Source organism: Hydrogenophaga sp. FG152 (genome assembly GCF_057809615.1).
Genome location: NZ_JBMDKH010000018.1, coordinates 34,705 through 51,147, shown reverse-complemented (window position 1 = coordinate 51,147; position 16,443 = coordinate 34,705). Strand labels below are relative to the sequence as shown.

Below are 16,443 nucleotides of genomic sequence, written 5' to 3'. Positions count from 1 at the left end.
CGCCCCGCTTCGTGCCACCTGCGGAGCACTTGAAGCATGTGGTGATCGGCATACCCCCCACGGTACGAAGATGGCACCGTCCCACACCGGAGTGAGCACCATGCAGCAGACAGCGGCCCTGTACCGATCCGACATGCGCACCCTGCTGGCCGAATTCTCGACCCACGATGCGCCCCTGCTGGTCAGCGAATACCTGCGGAAGGTCTTGCTGTTCGTCCACGCGAACACCGAGTCGCGCACCAAGGACCTGCCCATCGAACGCTCACTGGCGCTGCGACTGCTCATGCGCCACGGGCAGATCGCTGGCCGCTTCGTGACCCTGTTTCGCAACGAACTGCAAGGCCCTCTCTCATCGCCCGTGCGCTCCAACAACGTGCACCGCCTGTCCAAGCGCATCGGCGCCAACACACGCGACGAGTCGGCGGCCCTGGAGCGCATCCTGCAACAGGAGCGCCTCGACTTCGACCTTGCCGCCAGCGCGTTCGACGCGGTGCGCTACGCCCATTGCCTCGAAGGTGCGCTGCAGGACGCGATCGAACTCGCCCCGCTGGAAAAGGACATCGTCTTTCGCGGCTGGTCGGGCCTGTACGCAGAAACGGTGCGCGAGTCCTACGTCAAGTACATCCAGGTGTTGCTCAGCAACAGCGAGCTCGCGCCCAAAGTCCAGCAGGACTTCGTGGACACCATCCCCTTCTCGCTCCAAACCCGCCCCGGCCCGGCACCCGCTGATGGGGCCCGCCTGCCGCTGCGGCTCAGCCCAGCGTGAAGGACTCGCTGATCGAGGTGGGCGCGGCCAGCGCGGCGTCCCTCAACCCAGGAAGAAATCCAGCGGAATCAGCTCGACGCCCCACCCGCCCGCCTCACCCAGGGTGGCGGCGGGGTGCATGCTCGCCAGGCGCAGGGCCTCGTCGCGGCTGTCCGCCTCGATGATGAACATCCCGCCCACCATCTCCTTGGCCTCGGTGTAGGGGCCATCGGTCATCTGCGGCTTGCCGCCGCGCGGGCGCAGCGAGACCCAGTCTTTCGGCTCGGCGAGCGATGCGGACACGAGCATCTTGCCGGTGGCCTGCATCTTCTCGTCCAGCGGCGGGCATTGGCTGACCAGGGCCTGCACGTCCTCGGGCGCCATGGCGGCGAATTTCTCGGGGTTCCAATACGCAAGACCGAGGTACTTCATGGGTGGCTCCTTGGGGTGGGTGATGCCTGTACGACGAAGCAGGAGCACAGGAATCGACAAGATTAGTGACATTCCGGCGCAAGGTCCTCTCTTGACTGCCCCCTTCAATTCGACTATTGTTGAAATATGGAATTAAAAGAAGTCGTTCAAGCACTGGCGGCGCTGGCTCACCCGTTGCGCCTGGAAGTTTTCCGGGCCTTGGTGGTGGCTGGACAAAGCGGGCTCACGCCCGGTGTCATTCAGGACGCCTTGGGCGTCCCCCCCGCCACGCTCTCTTTCCATCTGAAAGAGCTGGCCAACTCGGGTCTGGTGACCCAGGAGCGCGCCAGCCGCCACCTCATCTACAGAGCGGCCTACGACAACATGAACGCACTGGTCGGCTACCTCACCGACAACTGCTGTCAGGGTGCCGCCTGCGTGGTGGAAGCCACCGGCGACGCTTGCAACTGCTGACCCCTCGGCGAGAAACGTGAACGACATCTCCAGGAAGTTGTTGGCGGAAGCGCTCGGCACAGCGCTTCTGCTCACCGTGGTCATCGGCTCCGGCATCATGGCCGAGCGACTGGCCGGCGGCAACATGGCCATCGCCTTGCTCGCCAACACCCTGGCCACGGTCGGCGGTCTGTACATCCTCATCGAGGTATTCGGACCAGTGAGCGGCGCGCATTTCAACCCGGCCGTGTCGCTCGTCATGGCAGCCCGCGGCACCATGCCGCGCGCGCTGGCGGCGCCTTACGTCGTCGCCCAGTTGGGCGGTGCCATGCTGGGTGCCTGGCTCGCGCATGCGATGTTCGATGCCACCCTCTTTCAGTTCTCCACGAAGCTTCGCAGCGGCGCAGGCCAGTGGCTGGCCGAGGCCGTCGCGACGGCGGGCTTGATGCTGGTGATTCTGCGCGCCCCGCCGGGCAGGGTGGCTGCCATGGTGGCCTGCTACATCGGTGCGGCCTACTGGTTCACGGCGTCGACGTCCTTTGCCAACCCCGCTGCGGCATTTGGCCGGATGTTCAGCGACAGTTTCGCGGGCATTGCCCCGTCCGGCGTGCCGGGCTTCGTGGCCGCGCAGCTCATCGGCGCAGGCATCGGCGCTGCCATTCACGACGCGCTGACGCCAGGCGCCACCTCTAACCATGACTGACATCACCATCTACCACAACCCCGACTGCGGAACCTCTCGCAATACCCTGGCATTGATCCGGCACAGCGGCGTGGAGCCGCGCGTCATCGAGTACCTCAAGACGCCCCCTTCGAAGGCGCAGCTGAAGCACCTCATCGACGCGATGGGCGTGCCGGTTCGCGACGCCATCCGCCAGAAGGGAACGCCCTATGCCGAGCTGAAACTCGATGACCTCAAGTGGTCGGACGATGAGCTGCTCGACTTCATGGTGGCGCATCCCATCCTCATCAATCGACCCATCGTGGTCACGGCGTTGGGAACCCGGCTGTGCCGCCCTTCGGAGGCAGTCCTCGAGATCCTGCCCTCCCAGAAGCTCCCGCCTTTCACCAAGGAAGATGGGGAACGGGTGGTCGACGATGGGGTGCGCCGTGTTTGAGAACCCGCCCAGCTTCCCGGCGCTCAACGCCGACCTGGTCGAGGTGCCGACGCACGAGCGGCTCGTGGCGCGTGAGCCATCCCCGCACCGGCCACGCTTCCTGATGCTCTATGGCTCGCTGCGCGAGCGCTCCTACAGCCGGCTCCTGACGCTCGAAGCCGCGCGGCTTCTCGAGGCCATGGGGGGCGAAGTGAAAGTGTTCGATCCGGCCGGGCTTCCCCTTCCCGACGGCGCACCGGACATCGACCCGAAGGTTCAGGAGCTGCGCCAGCTGGCCGAGTGGTCTGAAGGCATGGTGTGGACCTCTCCCGAACGGCACGGTGCCATGACCGGCATCATGAAGGCGCAGATTGACTGGATTCCCCTGGCCGTGGGCGCCGTGAGGCCCACGCAAGGCAAGACGCTGGCGGTGATGGAGGTGTCTGGCGGCTCGCAGTCGTTCAACGCCGTCAACCAGATGCGTGTGCTCGGCCGATGGATGCGGATGCTGACCATCCCGAACCAGTCATCCGTCGCCAAGGCTTTCCTCGAGTTCGACGAGGCCGGACGGATGAAGCCTTCAGCGTACTACGACCGGGTGGTCGACGTCATGGAAGAGCTGTTCAAGTTCACGCTGCTGACGCGCGATGCCGTACCGTACCTTGTCGACCGATACAGCGAACGCAAGGAAAGCGCGGCCGAACTCTCGAAGCGGGTCAACCAGAAGGCCCTATGAGGGTCAGCGCGCAGGCCGGCGTTGTCACCGCCCTGGGCGCGGCGCAGACGCTGGCCTGGGCGTCGTCCTACTACCTGCCCGCCATGCTGGCAGGTCCGATGGCGCGGGATCTCGATGTGCCGGTGTCGACGGTCTTCGCCGCCTTCTCCTTCGCCCTCGTGGTTTCCGCGTTGCTCGGGCCCTATGCCGGCCGGGCCATCGACCGGTGGGGCGGCCGGCCTGTCTTGATGGGCACCAACCTCGTGTTCGCCACTGGTCTGGTGGTGCTCGGCGCGGCGAAAGGTGCCGCCGGCCTCTTTGCCGCCTGGATGCTCATCGGCATCGGGATGGGGGGCTGACTGTACGAGGCGGCGTTCTCGGCCTTGGTGCGGCTCTACGGTCGAGACTCGCGCAGCGCCATCACCGGGATCACGTTGCTGGCGGGCTTCGCCAGCACGGTCGGCTGGCCGCTGTCGACGCTCCTCGAAGCGCAGTTCGGATGGCGCGGTGCGTGCTTAATGTGGGCGGCGTTGCATCTCGTGCTCGGGGCGCCACTCAACGCCTGCGTGCCGCAAGTCGCCCGACCCGGCATCCCACCCATCGAACCCGATGCGCCAACCAACGTTGCTGCAAGTGGCGGCGGTGCAACCTCGAACGCGCGATTCGCCAGCTGGCTGCTGGCCTCCGTGTTCGCCGCGACGTGGTGCATCAGCACAGCCATGGCAGCGCACCTGCCACACCTCCTCCAAGCCAGCGGTGCCAGCCTGGGTGCGGCCGTCGCGATCGGTGCACTCGTCGGCCCAGCCCAGGTTGCCGGGCGCCTCCTGGAGTTCGGATTCCTGCGTCGAGTCCATCCACTGTTGTCTGCGCGACTGGCAGCGCTCTTGCACCCGGTGGGCGCCGCGGTACTGCTGATGGCAGGCGCCCCGGTGGCCGCCCTCTTCGCCGTGCTGCACGGCGCCGGCAACGGCATCCTGACGATCGCCAAGGGCACCTTGCCCCTCGTCCTGTTCGGTCCGCAGGGCTATGGGGCCCGGCAAGGGCTGCTGATGGTGCCCGCCCGTATGGCGCAATGCTGTTCGGGCTCTGCCTGGACCGGTGGGGCGCGGGCGCCCTGTGGCTGTCGGCCGCGCTCGGGATGCTCGCGTTCGCGGCTTTGCTGATGACCGGGTTCGTCGTCGGTCGACCGCGGCCAGGTCGGTCTACAGAAAGATGAAGTGGTTGCAAGCCGACACGAAAGCGGGTGACGCATCGGGCCGGCCGAAGCCGTAGACCGCGATGTCGGCTTCGCGGATGCGCCCGGCGATGCCGGTGAAGTCGCTGTCGCACGAGGCGATGCAGATGCCGTCGAGCCGGGGGCTTTGGGTCTTGAGTTCCATGGCGTCCATGATGAGCGCGGCGTCCGAGGCGTTCTTGTGGTGGGCGTAGTGGAACTGCTGGATGGGGCGGATGCCCTGCACGTGCAGGATCTTGCGCCAGGTCAGTTGCCGGGGACTGGTCCAGTCCGCGTAGGCGCGGCGGATGATGGCGTCGCCCCGGTCGGCGACGTGGGACATGAGCCGCAGGGCCTTGCGGGCGCTGAAGTTCTCGGCGTCGATGAGCAGGGCCAGGCGGGGTCGCCGTGTGGCCACGAAAGGAGCGTGTTGCATGTGCCTTCCTGTTGCTGACTGGTGATGTCACCGCCACCCTTGTGAGGTGGCGGTGGCCCAAGCAGGTTGGCGTACCGGCCCTGAAAGTCAACTCCGGCGAGACTTGCGTCTCCCCGCCCGGGCCACCATAAAAGTGACACAGACAAGAAGAAGGAAGTGGCTGCAACGCACTTGTTGCAGCCACTTCGTCAATTTTCAGGGTTCGGGACGCCAATCCCGGTTGCACATATTTTGTACAACAAAAGAAGTATACACAGACGTCAATGAACGGTCGGGTCAATGCCCAACGCCTCTCGCACGATGCGCTTGCAAGCGGCTTCCTCGTCACCACGGAAGTTGGGAACCGCAGTGAGGTGGTTGTTCGCACGCTGGCGGGTCTTGCCTTTGACAGCGCCTTCCGTCTCCAGAAGTGCGATCACCTTGCAATCGACCTTCTTGTTTTCGGCATACGACTGCAAGAGCAACGCTTCCATCACATGCGAATCGTCGATACCAAAAAAGACCGCCACCGGTGGTCGGTTGGGAGCGAGGATCGCAAGCTCTGCGGAAACATCCGAGATCAGTGGACTGACGACGTAGTTCTCGATGATCTCAGCTCGATCGCCTGCGATCTGGCGAATCAGAACCGATGCGTCCTCTCGAAATGTGCTGAGCGTGCGTTCCTGCGTCGTCAGCAACAGATCCTGCACCCGCAACATGAAGGCGATAAAACGCATGGCGACGCGCCCGACTTCCTGCTGATCGATGTGGTCCGTCTTCAACTCCCCGGACTCCTGATCGAAAAGGACCGCGTATTGCTCTCGCAATTCAGAAAGCATCGCACTGCGCGACTTGTTGGTGAGGTCAACGCCAGATGCTTCCAGCGTGGCCATCGTGAGGCCGTCGTCCTGAACCACGTATCGACCAGCGATGTCAGGTCCAATCACGTAGAAGCCGATGTGATCTCCATTCATGCCCTCATGACCGGTGCCTACGGCATAACCGGCCGGTATCTCATGGACCGACAGCATCCCGCAGAACGCCTGGCACAGTTCTTCTTTGATCATGCTTGCCATGGTTGACCCTCCAACTCGTAGGGCGGGGTTTTGGACAGCCGGAACACCCGGTCCGCACGCTTGTAAGCATCCTCGGCGCGTGTGATGCCCAGTGTCAACTCCCGATGAAACGAAGCCCAGTGAGGCAGACGCTTGTCATCGCAGGTCAACCGCCCGGAGGTTTTGTCCTTGTCATCACAGATGCAGTGCATGTGCCACCCCGGCTCGTCTGCGTGGAACTCATATCGGCAGAGAACCAGCATCTCAGACACGACCTCCTTGCCCAGGTAGAACATCGCACGCTGCAAGTCCAGCCGATACGCCATCAGAAGGCGAAACGACTCGCCTTCGCACAGGAATCGAACGATACGCCATGTGTACTTGCCCGGCACCTTGAACCCCGCTCCGCGCACGGGGAACGCGGTCCTGGGCATCTTTTCGCCTGTTTTCCACGATCCCACGTCTTTGATGGTTTTCTCGCCATTGATGACACGTCGCAGTTTCACGAGCCCCTCCATGATGGTCGGTTTCAGGGACGGCCAGCTATGAAACAAGGCAGTGCAACGCGCCGAACGGCCTCCCCACTGATGGTGAGCCTGCAACGCCCACTTAAATGTAAACCGAAATCAGTATATCCACAGCGCTAAGCGCCGCGCACCCGATCAATCAAGGCCAGGGGATCGGCCGGCAGTTCATCCCCGCGCCAGGCCACATGCTGGTCCGGCCGGGACAGCACCCAGCGGTGGCGGTAGACGCCAGCGGCGTCGGCCGAAGCCAGGTCCACCACGCGCAGCGGCAGGCCGCGCTGCTTCGCGGCGTCGAGCAAAGGGCCCGCATTCGCCTGGGGGTCGGTGCTCAGCAGCGCAAACCCATCACCCATCGCGTCGTAGAGTGAGCGCCCATCATCCAGCCACACATGCGGCGTGCGGCAGCCCGGCACGGTGGAGGGCGTGAACGTGTCCATGGTGTAGCCGGGCGGGCTTTCACCGTCGGGCGCGATCAAGGGTGAGGTGTCGTAGAAGTAGCCGAAGTTCAGGCCCGCGCAGCAGTACTGCTTCACGTTGAGGTCGTACAGGGTCTTGCCGGCGGCGGCGCGCAGAGCCACACCTGTCGGGCCTTCGGCTTCCAGGTCGGGTGGCACGCTCTCGCGCTCCTTCTGCAGCGCAATGGCATGGTTCATGGCGAAGCGCGACACCTGTTCGGTGATGGGCAGGCGCTCGGCTTCGTAGGCATCGAGGGCGCGCGGTCCGGCCCAGCCCTGCAGGTGGCCCGCGAGCAGCCACGAGAGGTTCATGGCGTCGGCGATGCCGGCGTTCATGCCGTAGCCGGCCATGGGCACCCAGAGGTGCGCGGCGTCGCCGCAGATAAAGATGCGCCGCTCGCGCAGCTTGTCGGCCACGAGGCGGCGGCCGATCCAGTCTTCCTTCGAGATCACGTCGTAGCGGAAGTCGGCGCCCACGCCGAGGATGGTGCGGATGCAGGCGTCGCGGTCCACCGACTCGAAGTCGGTCTCGCCGGGGCGCAGGTAGTTGTGCACCACGAAGGTCTCGATGCCGTCGATGGCGTACACGTTGCCGCTGCGGCGCGGGTTGTACGAGAAGGTGGCCCAGGCCGGTGGGTGCTTGGCGCGTTGCAGCAGGTCGGGCGCGCGCAGGAAGGTGGACTGCACGCGCTGCACCACTTCCACCCCGTGCAGCGCGGCCCCGATCTTCTTGCGCACGAGAGAACGACCGCCATCGCAGCCAATGAGGTAGTCGGCGCGCAGCATCACCGTGCCGCCGCTGGCGATGTCCACGGCCTGGGCGCTCACGCCCGTGTCGTCCTGCGCGAGGTCTTCAATGCGGGTGTGCGTGAGGATGCGCAGGCCGGGCGTGGCCAGCGCGTGGTCGAACAGCACCGGCTCCAGGTAGATCTGGTTGATGCGGTGCGGCGGCTCGGGCGTGGGCCAGCCGGTGTCGGGGCCTTGCGTGGCGGTGTAGCGGTCGCGCCGCGAGGGGATGGGGATGCGCGAGAGTTCGTCGCCGGTGAAGGTGGTGCGGTAGGCCACGTCGGCGGGGTGGTCGGCCGGCAGACCGGTGTCGCGCAAGGCCTTGGCCACGCCGAGGCGGCGAAAGATCTCCATGGAGCGCGCCGAGACGTGGTTGCACTTGGCCTCGGGCCGTTCGCCGCGCGGGCGCTGCTCGACCAGCAGCACGTCGATGCCACGTTGTGCGAGGTCGATGGCGAGCGTGAGGCCGACCGGGCCGCCGCCCACGATCAGGACCTGGGCCGAATGGGTGGTGGTGCTCATGACAGGCGAAGGTGGGAAGGCCGAAGTTCGTCGATGCGGGTGCAGCCCAGCAGGGCCAGGCTGGTCTTGATCTCGCTCTGCAGGATGCCGATCGCCTGCTCGACCCCGGCCTGCCCGCCGACGGTGGCGGCGTACAGCATGGGGCGGCCCACGAAGACCAGGCGCGCGCCGAGCGCGAGGGCCTTGAGCGCATCGGTGCCGCGCCGGATGCCGCCATCCAGGCACACCGGCAGCTCGCCCGCCGCGTCCAGCACCTCGGGCAGCACGTCCAGCGGCGCGGCCGCGCCATCGAGCTGGCGCCCGCCATGGTTGGAGACGATGAGGCCGTCCACGCCGGCTTCGCGCGCCAGCCGCGCGTCGTCGGCGCTGAGCACGCCCTTGATGAGCAGCGCCCCGCCCCACTGGCGGCGGATGAAGGCCACGTGGGCCCAGGTGAAGCGGTCGCGGTCCGAGCGGGCGGCGGCCGTGGGCGTGGCGATGATGGGCCGGCCCGTGGCCTCGCCGCCGAAGTTGGGCAGGCGCGGAATGCCGTCGGCCAGCAGGGTGCGCGCGAAGGTGCCGCACAGCCAGCGCGGGTGCAGCACGCCGTCCACGGCGAGCGAGAGGCGCGGCTTGAGCGGGATGGTGAAGCCCAGGCGCCGGTCGCGGTCGCGGTTGGAGGCAATGGGCACGTCCACCGTAACGACGAGCACGTCCACCTTGGCGCTGCGCAGCCGCGTCAGCAAGGCGGTGATGCGCGCCTCGTCACCGGGCACGTAGCCCTGGTACCAGCTGCCGGGCGCGGCTTCCATCACCTGCTCCAGCGGCACGCTGGAGGCGGCGCTGAGCACGAAGGGCACGCCGCCGGCGCGCGCGCCCAGCGCGAGCGCGAGGTCCGCGCGGTGCGCGAACAGCGCGCAGCCGCCCATGGGCGCGATGCCGAAGGGCGAGGCGTAAGTGGTGCCGAACAGCGTGGTGTCCTGCTTCACGGAGGCCACGTCCACCAGCGTGCGCGGCACGAAGGCCCAGCGCTCGAACGCGCGCGCGTTGGCCTGCACCGAAGCGCCGCGCTCCGAGCCGTTGGCCGCGAAGCCGTAGAGCGCGCGCGGCAGGCGCGATCGCGCGGCGGCCTCGAAGTCGTCGACGTTCAGGATCACGGCGTCAGGCCCGCAGCGCCTGCACGGCGCCGGGGATCAGGGCGAAGCCCAGGCCCGGCGCTTCCGACATGGTGATGCGCCCACCCACGGGCTCGGGGAAGCCCTGGTAGAGGTGCTTCATCATGGCCACCACCGGCAGGTGCCACTCGACCTTGGTGCCGTTGCCCACGCCGGCCTGCAGGTGCATGTTGTGCAGCGGGTAGGCGCCGCCGCTGGTGATGGAGACGTTGAAGGCGTTGGCCAGCGCGGCGATGCGCACGCACTGCGTGAAGCCGCCGGTGATGACCACGTTGGGTTGCACGAAGTCCACGCTGCGCGCCATGAGCCAGTCGCGGAAGCGGTAGGCCAGGCCTTCGTTCTGGCCGCAGGTCAGCGGCATGCCGGTGCGCGCGCGCAGGTCGGCCATGGCGAGCACGTCGTTCTGCGTGATCGGCTCTTCGAAGAAGCCGAGGTTGCAGTCGGCGGTCAGGCGGATCAGGCGCTCGGCGTGGTACGCGTCCAGGCCGCAGTTGGCGTCCATGTAGAGCGAGACCTCGTCGCCCGCGGCCTCGCGCACCGCGCGCACGCGCCGGGCGTCTTCCTGGATCACGGACATCAGGCTGCGGCTCTCGCGGCGCGGCAGCGCGCGAAAGCCCACCACCATCTTCAGGTGCTCCACGCCTTCGGTGGACAGCGACTTGACCGCGCTTCGCAGGCCGTCGATGTCGAGGAACTCGAAACCGAAGGTGGCATAGATGTCGAGCTCCTTGCGCGCCGCGCCGAGCAACCGCCAGATCGGCTGCTTCAGCGCCTTGCCCTTGATGTCCCACAGCGCCACGTCGATGGCGGCGATGGCGTGCTGCGCATAGCCGGTCTGCCCGCGCGAGGCGGTGAGCCAGTACATCTGCTCCCAGCGCGCTTCGTGCGCCAGCGGGTCGGTGCCGATGAGGGCGGGCGCGAGCACGTGGGTGATGATGGACTCGGCCACCTTCTCCTGCGTGATCGCCGTCAGGCCGTGGCCGATCAGGCCTTCGTCGGTCTCTACTTCGACCACGCAGCAGCCAAGCGCTTCCTTGTGCTGGCCGCCGCCGGGCACGTCGAGCGTGAAGGGGATGTGGAGCGCGGTGGCGGTGATGCGGGTGATTTTCATGGTCGAAGTGTGGAGTTCAGGCCAGGGTGAACAGGCGGCCGCCGGCGGTGCGACTGCGCGGGTCTTGGCCCGCCGCGCGCACCACGTCCCAGAAGCCGCTGGGCGAGCTGCCAATGGCGGGAAGGCCGAGCTGCTCTTCCAGCGTGGCGATGGCGTCGAGCGTGAGCAGGCCGCCGCAGGACATGAAGATGGCCTGCGCGCCAGGCGCCTGGGCATGCACCTTCCGGCTCAGCGCAACCAGGCGTTCGGTGGAGACCTCGGCCGCACCACCGACCGGCTCGATGCCCAGGCCTTCGATGGCGGTGACTTCGAAGCCCAGGGCGCCGAGGTAAGCGACCAGGCGCGTATTGAGTTCGTCGATGTACGAGGTGGCCACCGCGACGCGCTGCACGCCCAGGGCCTGCAGGGCCGAGACGACGGCGTGGCTCATGGTGGTGCAGGGCACGCCCGTGGCCTGCTGCATGGCGTCGCGCAGCTGGTCGGTGAAGGCCGGGCCCTGGTAGAAGCTGAGCGAGGTGCCCATGAGCGAGATCGCCTGCGCGCCGTCCGCGTGCAGGGCGCGGGCGTGGTCCACGATCTGGTTCACCACCGGCGCGAAGCCGCGCGGCGACACGCCGTCGATGCCGAGGCCGCGCGCGATGAAGTCGAAGCGATCGCCGTACAGCAGGGGCGCATCGGGCGGCACGCGCCCATGGGCCGGCGGCACGATCAGGCCGATGCGGGGGCGCGGCGCGCTCATTCGGCCGAGATGCCCTGGGCCTTGATGACCCGGCCCCACTCCGCGTACTCGCGCTTCACGTCGGCCGCCAGCGGGCCCGGCGCCATGTAGGCGGTGGTGACGCCTTGCGCGGCGGCGGCGCTGACCGCTTCGGGCGCGGCAAGCAGCTCGCCCACGGCCGCGCTCAGGCGGTCGATGATGGCCTGCGGCGTGCCGGCCGGTGCCAGCAGCATCTGGCGGGGGGCGACGTGAAAGCCCGGCACCACCTCGGCCAGGGTGCCGATGTCGTCCGCGCCGGCCAGGCGGGTCGAGCTGAACATGGCGACGGCCTTCACGCGCCCGCTGCGCACCTGCGGCACGCCGGCCGCGGCGCTCACCACACCGAACTGCAGCTGGCCGTTGATCACGTCGGTGACGAGCTGCGACGCACCCCGGTAGGGAATGTGCAGCAGGTGCGTCCTGGTGCGCGACTTGAACAGCTCCACGCCCAGGTGGTGCACCGTGCCGATGCCGGAGGTGCCGTAGGTGAAGCGGCCCGGATTGGCCTTGACCAGCGCAAGGAATTCGGCCGGGTTGCTGGCCTTCACGTCGTTGTTCGCCACCAGCAGCAGGCGCGACTGGAACAGGCCCGCGACGGGCACGAGCGCCTTGATCGGGTCCAGCGAGGAGGTCTGGTTCTGCAGCTGCGGCGCGATCAGCAGCGCGCTTTCGCCGTGCAGCAGCGTGTAGCCATCGGCGGGTGACTTGGCCACGGTGTCGGCGGCCAGCAACCCGGCCGAGCCGGCGCGGTTTTCGACGATGACGGACTGGCCCAGCGCGGTGGTGAGGCGTTGCGCGACGATGCGCGCCATGGTGTCCACCGCGCCGCCGGCGGCGTAGCCCACGAAGATGCGGATCGGCCGGTTGGGGTAGGGGCCGGCCTGGGCGAAGGCCAGGGGCGCGGCGCCCGCGGCGAGGGCTGCGCCCACGAAGCTTCGTCGGCGGAGGTTGGGGTTCATCGTCTTGTCTCCTGGTTGTGGTTGTTCAGGCGACCCGCACTTCCACGAGCGAGGGGCCTCTCGAGGCGAGGGACGCTTTCAAGGCCGCGTGCAACTGGCCGGCGTCCTCCACGCGCTCGCCGGGCACACCATGCCCTTGCGCCAGCGCCACGAAGTCGATGCCGGGCAGGTCGGTGCCCGGCAGCACGGCGCCGGCCGGGAAACCGAGCACGCCGCCGAAGCGCTTCATCGCGCCGTAGCGGCGGTTGTTGACCACGACGAAGCTGATGTTCAGGCCGAGCTGCGCGGCGGTCCACAGCGTCTGGATCGAGTACATGCTGGAGCCGTCGCCGATGATGGCGATCACGCGGCGCTCGCGCCAGGCCAGCGCGATGCCGGCGGCCGCCGGCATGCTGTGGCCCAGGCCACCGCTGGCCATGGTGAAGAAGCTGCTCGGCTTCAGGATGGGCAGGTGCTGGTGCATCACCACGCGGGCGGTGGGGGCCTCTTCCACGATCACGTCGTCGGGCGAGCGCAGTTCGGCGATGGTCTGCAGGAGGTAGGCCACCTGGATCGGCGCGCCCGGCTCGGCGCGCGCTTCGCGCACCCAGGCCGGCGGCGCGGTGCGCGGGCGCTGCGGCTGCGCGCCTTGCAGCGCCTGCAGCGCCAGGGCCACGTCGCCCACCACCGAGGTGCCCACCGGCGTGCGCGCGGCGGCGTCGGGGTCCTCGGTGAGCTGCCACAGCGTGGCGCCGTCGGGCAGGTGCGGGCCGTCGCCTTCCACGTGGTAGGTGAACACCGGCGCGCCGATCACCAGGATCAGGTCGTGGCCGGCGAGCTTCTGCACGATCTGCGCCTTCACCGCGGGCAGGAAGCCGTGGAACAGCGCATGGTCTTCGGGGAAGCCCGCGCGCGCCGACATGGGCGCGTTGAACACCTTGGCACCGTGGCGCTCGGCCAGGGCGACGATGCCGTCCCAGGCGCCGGAACGGTCCACTTCCGCGCCGGCCACGAACACCGGCCGCTCGCAGGCCGAAAGCGCGTGCGCCAGCGCGGCGATGGCCTGCGGCTCGGGCGCCGTGCGCCGGCTCATGGCGCGGTGCGCGACCGGCTCGGCGGGCTGGTCCCAGTCGTCCGAGGGCACGGAGACCAGCACCGGGCCGCAGGGCGCCTGCAACGCGCGGCGGCAGGCGGTGGCGATGGCCTGGGGCACGTCCTGCGCGCGCGCGGGCTCGATGCTCCATTTCACGTACGGCTGCGGCAGCTCGGTGGCGCGCTCGGAGGCCAGGTAGGCGTCCAGCGGCTGGATGGAGCGCGACTGCTGGCCCGCGATGACCACCAGCGGCGTGCGGTTCTTGAACGCCGTGTAGAGGTTGCCCATGCCGTGCCCCACGCCAGCGGCCGAGTGCAGGTTGACGAGACCGACCTTGCCGGTGGCCTGGGCGTACCCATCGGCCATGCCCACGCACACGGCTTCCTGCAGGCCCAGCACGTACTGGATGTCGCTGGGGAAGTCGCGGAACATGGGCAGCTCGGTGGAGCCCGGGTTGCCGAAGATGGTGTCCACGCCGAACTGGCGCAGCACGTCGTACACGCCGTCGCGCACGGTGAAAGGGGTCGGGGAAACGGGGCTCATGCGGAATAGCTGCGGTTGACGAACTTGGTGTGGAGGTAGCTGTCGAGGCCCTCTTCGCCGCTCTCGTAGCCGTAGCCGCTGTCGCGCACGCCGCCGAACGGCGCTTCGGCCACGGTGACGACGGTGCTGTTGATGGCCACGCTGCCCACCTCCAGCTCGGCGATCATCTGGCGCTGCAGGCGCGCGGAGTCGGTGAACACGTAGGAGCCCAGGCCGTAGCGCGTGGCGTTGGCCAGTTCGATGGCCTGCGCGGGCGTGTCGAAGGCGCGGATCAGCGCGACCGGGCCGAAGGGCTCCTCGCGCATGGCTTTCGCATCGGGGTTCACGTCGGCGAACACGGTGGGCTGGTGGAAGTAGCCCTGCTCGCCCACGCGCTCGCCGCCGGCCACCAGCGTGCCTTCGGACCGGGTCTGGGCCACGAGTTCGCGGATCGCGCCCAGGCGCCGGCCGTTGGCCAGCGGCCCCATGTCGGTGCCTTCGGCCAGGCCGTCGCCCACGCGCAGCTGCGAGGCAGTGGCCGCGAAGGTGTCGACGAAGCGTGCGTAGGCGCCCTTTTGCACGAAGAAGCGCGTGGGCGCGTGGCAGAGCTGGCCGGCGTTGCGGAACTTGGCCGCGACCAGCTGGCGCGCCACGGCGTCCACGTCGGCGTCGTCGAACACGATCACCGGCGAGTGGCCGCCGAGCTCCAGCGTGAGGCGCTTGAGGCCGGGCGCGGCCAGGCGAGCCAGGCCCTGCCCCACCGCCACCGAACCGGTGAAGGACACCTTGCGGATCACGTCCGACGCGATCAGGTGCGAAGACACGAAAGACGGCACGCCGAAGACGAGGTTGATGACGCCATCGGGCGCGCCGGCTTCGATGAAGCACTCGACCATCTTCGCGACCGAGGCCGGGGTTTCCTCCGGCGGCTTGAGGATGCAGGAACAGCCCGCCGCGAGCGCGCCGCCGAGCTTGCGCGCGGCGAGGATCACGGGCACGTTCCAGGGCGACATCAGCAGGCAGGGGCCCACCGGCTCCTTGCGCACCTCGTAGTCGGCGCCAGGCTGCGGCGCCGGCAGGATGCGGCCGTAGACGCGCTTGGCCTGCTCGGCGTACCACTGCACCATGTCGGCCGCCACATCGACTTCCATGCGCGCCTGGGCCAGGGGCTTGCCCTGCTCCAGCGTGAGCAGGCGCGCGATGGCCTCGCGCTGCGCGCGCAGGTTCTGTACCCCTTGGCTCAGCACCCGCTGGCGGGTCGCTGCGGGCGTGGCGCGCCAGACGCGGAAGCCCTGCTCGGCGGCAGCCAGCGCGTCGTCGAGGTCGCGCACCGAGGCGTGCGTCAGCTCGTCGAGCACCGCCTCGGTGGCCGGGTTGATCACGCGGCTGCGCGTGTCCGCGCTGCCGGCGCGCCATTGCCCACCAATGAAGAGGCTCGGCGCGCGGTAGACCGTCTCGCTCATGCTCACTGGTCCGCCTTGATGTTGTTCTTGCGGGCGACCTCGGTCCACGCGGGGATCTCCTGCGCGATCTGGCGGGTGAAAGCCTCCGAGGTGCTGGAGGCCGGCGTCAGGCCCAGCTGGGCCATGCTCTTGAGCGTCTCCGGGTGCTGCACCGCCTTGGCCACTTCGCGCTCCAGCAGCTTCACGATGGGCGCGGGCGTGCCGGCGGGCGCGAACAGGCCGATCCAGAACTGGATGCTCAGGTCGATGCCCTGCTCCTTGAGCGTGGGGATGTCGGGGAAGGACGGGTTGCGCACGTCGGACGAGACGGCCAGGCCCCGCACCAGCTTGCCGTGGATGGCGCCGGCCGCCGGGCCGGGGTCGAGCATGCTGAAGGTGGTCTCGCCACCGGCCACGGACTTCATCGAGTCGCCGCTGCCTTTGTAGGGCACGTGTTGCGACTGGATGCCGGTGCGCTCCTTCAGCAGCTCGGTGGCGAGCTGGAAGGTGGAGGCGCTGGAGGCGTAGTTGGAGAGCTGCGGGTTCTCCTTGGTGAACTTCACCAGGTCGGGCATGTTCTTGAAGGGCGAGTCCGCCTTGACCGAGACGATCAGCGGGAAGGTCGCGATCGTGGAGATCGGGATGAAGTCCTTCTGCGGCGAGTACGGCAGGTTGGAATAGGTGGCGGCGTTGATCACCAGCGGGCCGCTGGCGCCGATCATCAGCGTGTAGCCGTCGGGTGCGGCCTGCTTGGTCACCACCGCGCCCACGATGGCGCCGGTGCTCGGGCGGTTCTCCACCACCACCGGCTGGCCCAGGCTGTCGCCCAGCCGCTTGGCGACGATGCGCGCCAGGATGTCGTTGGACCCGCCGGGCGAATAGCCGACGACGAACTTGATGGGCTTGGACGGGTAGTTGTCCTGGGCGTGGGCGGCAAGGGCAACGGCGCAAAGCGCGATGCCCGCCACGAGGCGTCGGCGGATCATGGTCTTGTCTCCTGTTCTTGAAGGCTTCGAGTATTGACCCGATGCC

Annotated in this window: 17 protein-coding genes and 1 pseudogene; 6 read left to right on the top strand and 12 right to left on the bottom strand. The window is 68.2% G+C overall.

Annotation, left to right across the window (positions count from 1 at the left end; translation table 11 throughout):
- Window positions 1–100: 100 nt before the first annotated feature.
- Window positions 101–766, top strand: a complete 666-nt coding sequence (locus tag ACODTB_RS20195; RefSeq protein ID WP_291119656.1) for a hypothetical protein — start codon at window positions 101–103, stop codon at window positions 764–766.
- A gap of 42 nt (window positions 767–808) precedes the next feature.
- Here the strand turns inward: ACODTB_RS20195 and ACODTB_RS20190 are convergent, their stop codons facing one another.
- Entirely contained in the window at window positions 809–1,177 is a 369-nt protein-coding gene (locus tag ACODTB_RS20190) for a YciI family protein (protein WP_291119658.1), read from the bottom strand.
- Between the two features lie 126 nt (window positions 1,178–1,303).
- On the opposite strand from ACODTB_RS20190, the gene ACODTB_RS20185 reads away from it, so the two are divergent.
- The 5 genes and pseudogenes from ACODTB_RS20185 (at window position 1,304) to ACODTB_RS20165 (ending at window position 4,637) form a co-directional block, all read left to right on the top strand.
- Complete coding sequence (locus ACODTB_RS20185; RefSeq protein ID WP_291119660.1) at window positions 1,304–1,630, top strand: ArsR/SmtB family transcription factor; 327 nt, start codon at window positions 1,304–1,306, stop codon at window positions 1,628–1,630.
- A 16-nt stretch (window positions 1,631–1,646) separates the two neighbouring features.
- Window positions 1,647–2,312, top strand: a complete 666-nt coding sequence (locus tag ACODTB_RS20180; protein ID WP_291119662.1) for an aquaporin — start codon at window positions 1,647–1,649, stop codon at window positions 2,310–2,312.
- Window positions 2,305–2,727, top strand: coding sequence for an arsenate reductase (glutaredoxin) (arsC, locus tag ACODTB_RS20175; protein WP_291119664.1), 423 nt, complete (start codon window positions 2,305–2,307; stop codon window positions 2,725–2,727). The genes ACODTB_RS20180 and arsC overlap by 8 nt, the downstream gene beginning before the upstream one ends.
- The gene (gene arsH / locus ACODTB_RS20170; RefSeq protein WP_488929684.1) at window positions 2,708–3,442 is read left to right on the top strand and encodes an arsenical resistance protein ArsH; all 735 of its coding nucleotides are present in this window, start codon (window positions 2,708–2,710) and stop codon (window positions 3,440–3,442) included. Before arsC ends, arsH begins: the two co-directional genes overlap by 20 nt.
- Window positions 3,439–4,637: pseudogene (locus tag ACODTB_RS20165) on the top strand (MFS transporter). The gene arsH and the pseudogene ACODTB_RS20165 overlap by 4 nt, the downstream one beginning before the upstream one ends.
- On the opposite strand, the gene ACODTB_RS20160 reads toward ACODTB_RS20165, so the two are convergent.
- The 11 genes from ACODTB_RS20160 to ACODTB_RS20110 form a co-directional block, all read right to left on the bottom strand.
- A complete protein-coding gene (locus tag ACODTB_RS20160) occupies window positions 4,624–5,070 on the bottom strand; it encodes an NYN domain-containing protein (RefSeq protein ID WP_291119668.1) in 447 nt (148 codons plus the stop codon). The pseudogene ACODTB_RS20165 and the gene ACODTB_RS20160 overlap by 14 nt on opposite strands.
- Before the next feature lie 260 nt (window positions 5,071–5,330).
- Window positions 5,331–6,125 carry a DUF1828 domain-containing protein gene (locus ACODTB_RS20155; protein WP_291119671.1) on the bottom strand — a complete coding sequence of 265 codons (795 nt, stop codon included), beginning with the start codon at window positions 6,123–6,125 and terminating at the stop codon, window positions 5,331–5,333.
- Complete coding sequence (locus ACODTB_RS20150) at window positions 6,113–6,610, bottom strand: hypothetical protein (protein ID WP_291119672.1); 498 nt, start codon at window positions 6,608–6,610, stop codon at window positions 6,113–6,115. Before ACODTB_RS20150 ends, ACODTB_RS20155 begins: the two co-directional genes overlap by 13 nt.
- Before the next feature lie 137 nt (window positions 6,611–6,747).
- Window positions 6,748–8,394 carry an FAD-dependent oxidoreductase gene (locus ACODTB_RS20145; protein WP_291119675.1) on the bottom strand — a complete coding sequence of 549 codons (1,647 nt, stop codon included), beginning with the start codon at window positions 8,392–8,394 and terminating at the stop codon, window positions 6,748–6,750.
- Window positions 8,391–9,530: an alpha-hydroxy acid oxidase gene (locus ACODTB_RS20140; RefSeq protein WP_291119678.1), complete on the bottom strand. Its 1,140-nt coding sequence runs from the start codon at window positions 9,528–9,530 to the stop codon at window positions 8,391–8,393. The genes ACODTB_RS20145 and ACODTB_RS20140 overlap by 4 nt, the downstream gene beginning before the upstream one ends.
- A gap of 4 nt (window positions 9,531–9,534) precedes the next feature.
- Window positions 9,535–10,659 (bottom strand): mandelate racemase/muconate lactonizing enzyme family protein, encoded by a 1,125-nt coding sequence (locus ACODTB_RS20135; protein ID WP_291119682.1) that lies wholly within the window; start codon window positions 10,657–10,659, stop codon window positions 9,535–9,537.
- A gap of 16 nt (window positions 10,660–10,675) precedes the next feature.
- Window positions 10,676–11,398, bottom strand: coding sequence for an arylmalonate decarboxylase (locus tag ACODTB_RS20130; protein ID WP_291119684.1), 723 nt, complete (start codon window positions 11,396–11,398; stop codon window positions 10,676–10,678).
- The gene (locus ACODTB_RS20125; protein ID WP_291119687.1) at window positions 11,395–12,375 is read right to left on the bottom strand and encodes a Bug family tripartite tricarboxylate transporter substrate binding protein; all 981 of its coding nucleotides are present in this window, start codon (window positions 12,373–12,375) and stop codon (window positions 11,395–11,397) included. The genes ACODTB_RS20130 and ACODTB_RS20125 overlap by 4 nt, the downstream gene beginning before the upstream one ends.
- Window positions 12,376–12,400: 25 nt before the next feature.
- Window positions 12,401–13,990, bottom strand: a complete 1,590-nt coding sequence (mdlC, locus tag ACODTB_RS20120) for a benzoylformate decarboxylase (protein ID WP_291119690.1) — start codon at window positions 13,988–13,990, stop codon at window positions 12,401–12,403.
- Entirely contained in the window at window positions 13,987–15,432 is a 1,446-nt protein-coding gene (locus tag ACODTB_RS20115) for an NAD-dependent succinate-semialdehyde dehydrogenase (RefSeq protein ID WP_291119693.1), read from the bottom strand. Before ACODTB_RS20115 ends, mdlC begins: the two co-directional genes overlap by 4 nt.
- A gap of 2 nt (window positions 15,433–15,434) precedes the next feature.
- Window positions 15,435–16,397: a Bug family tripartite tricarboxylate transporter substrate binding protein gene (locus ACODTB_RS20110; RefSeq protein ID WP_291119696.1), complete on the bottom strand. Its 963-nt coding sequence runs from the start codon at window positions 16,395–16,397 to the stop codon at window positions 15,435–15,437.
- Window positions 16,398–16,443: the final 46 nt, after the last annotated feature.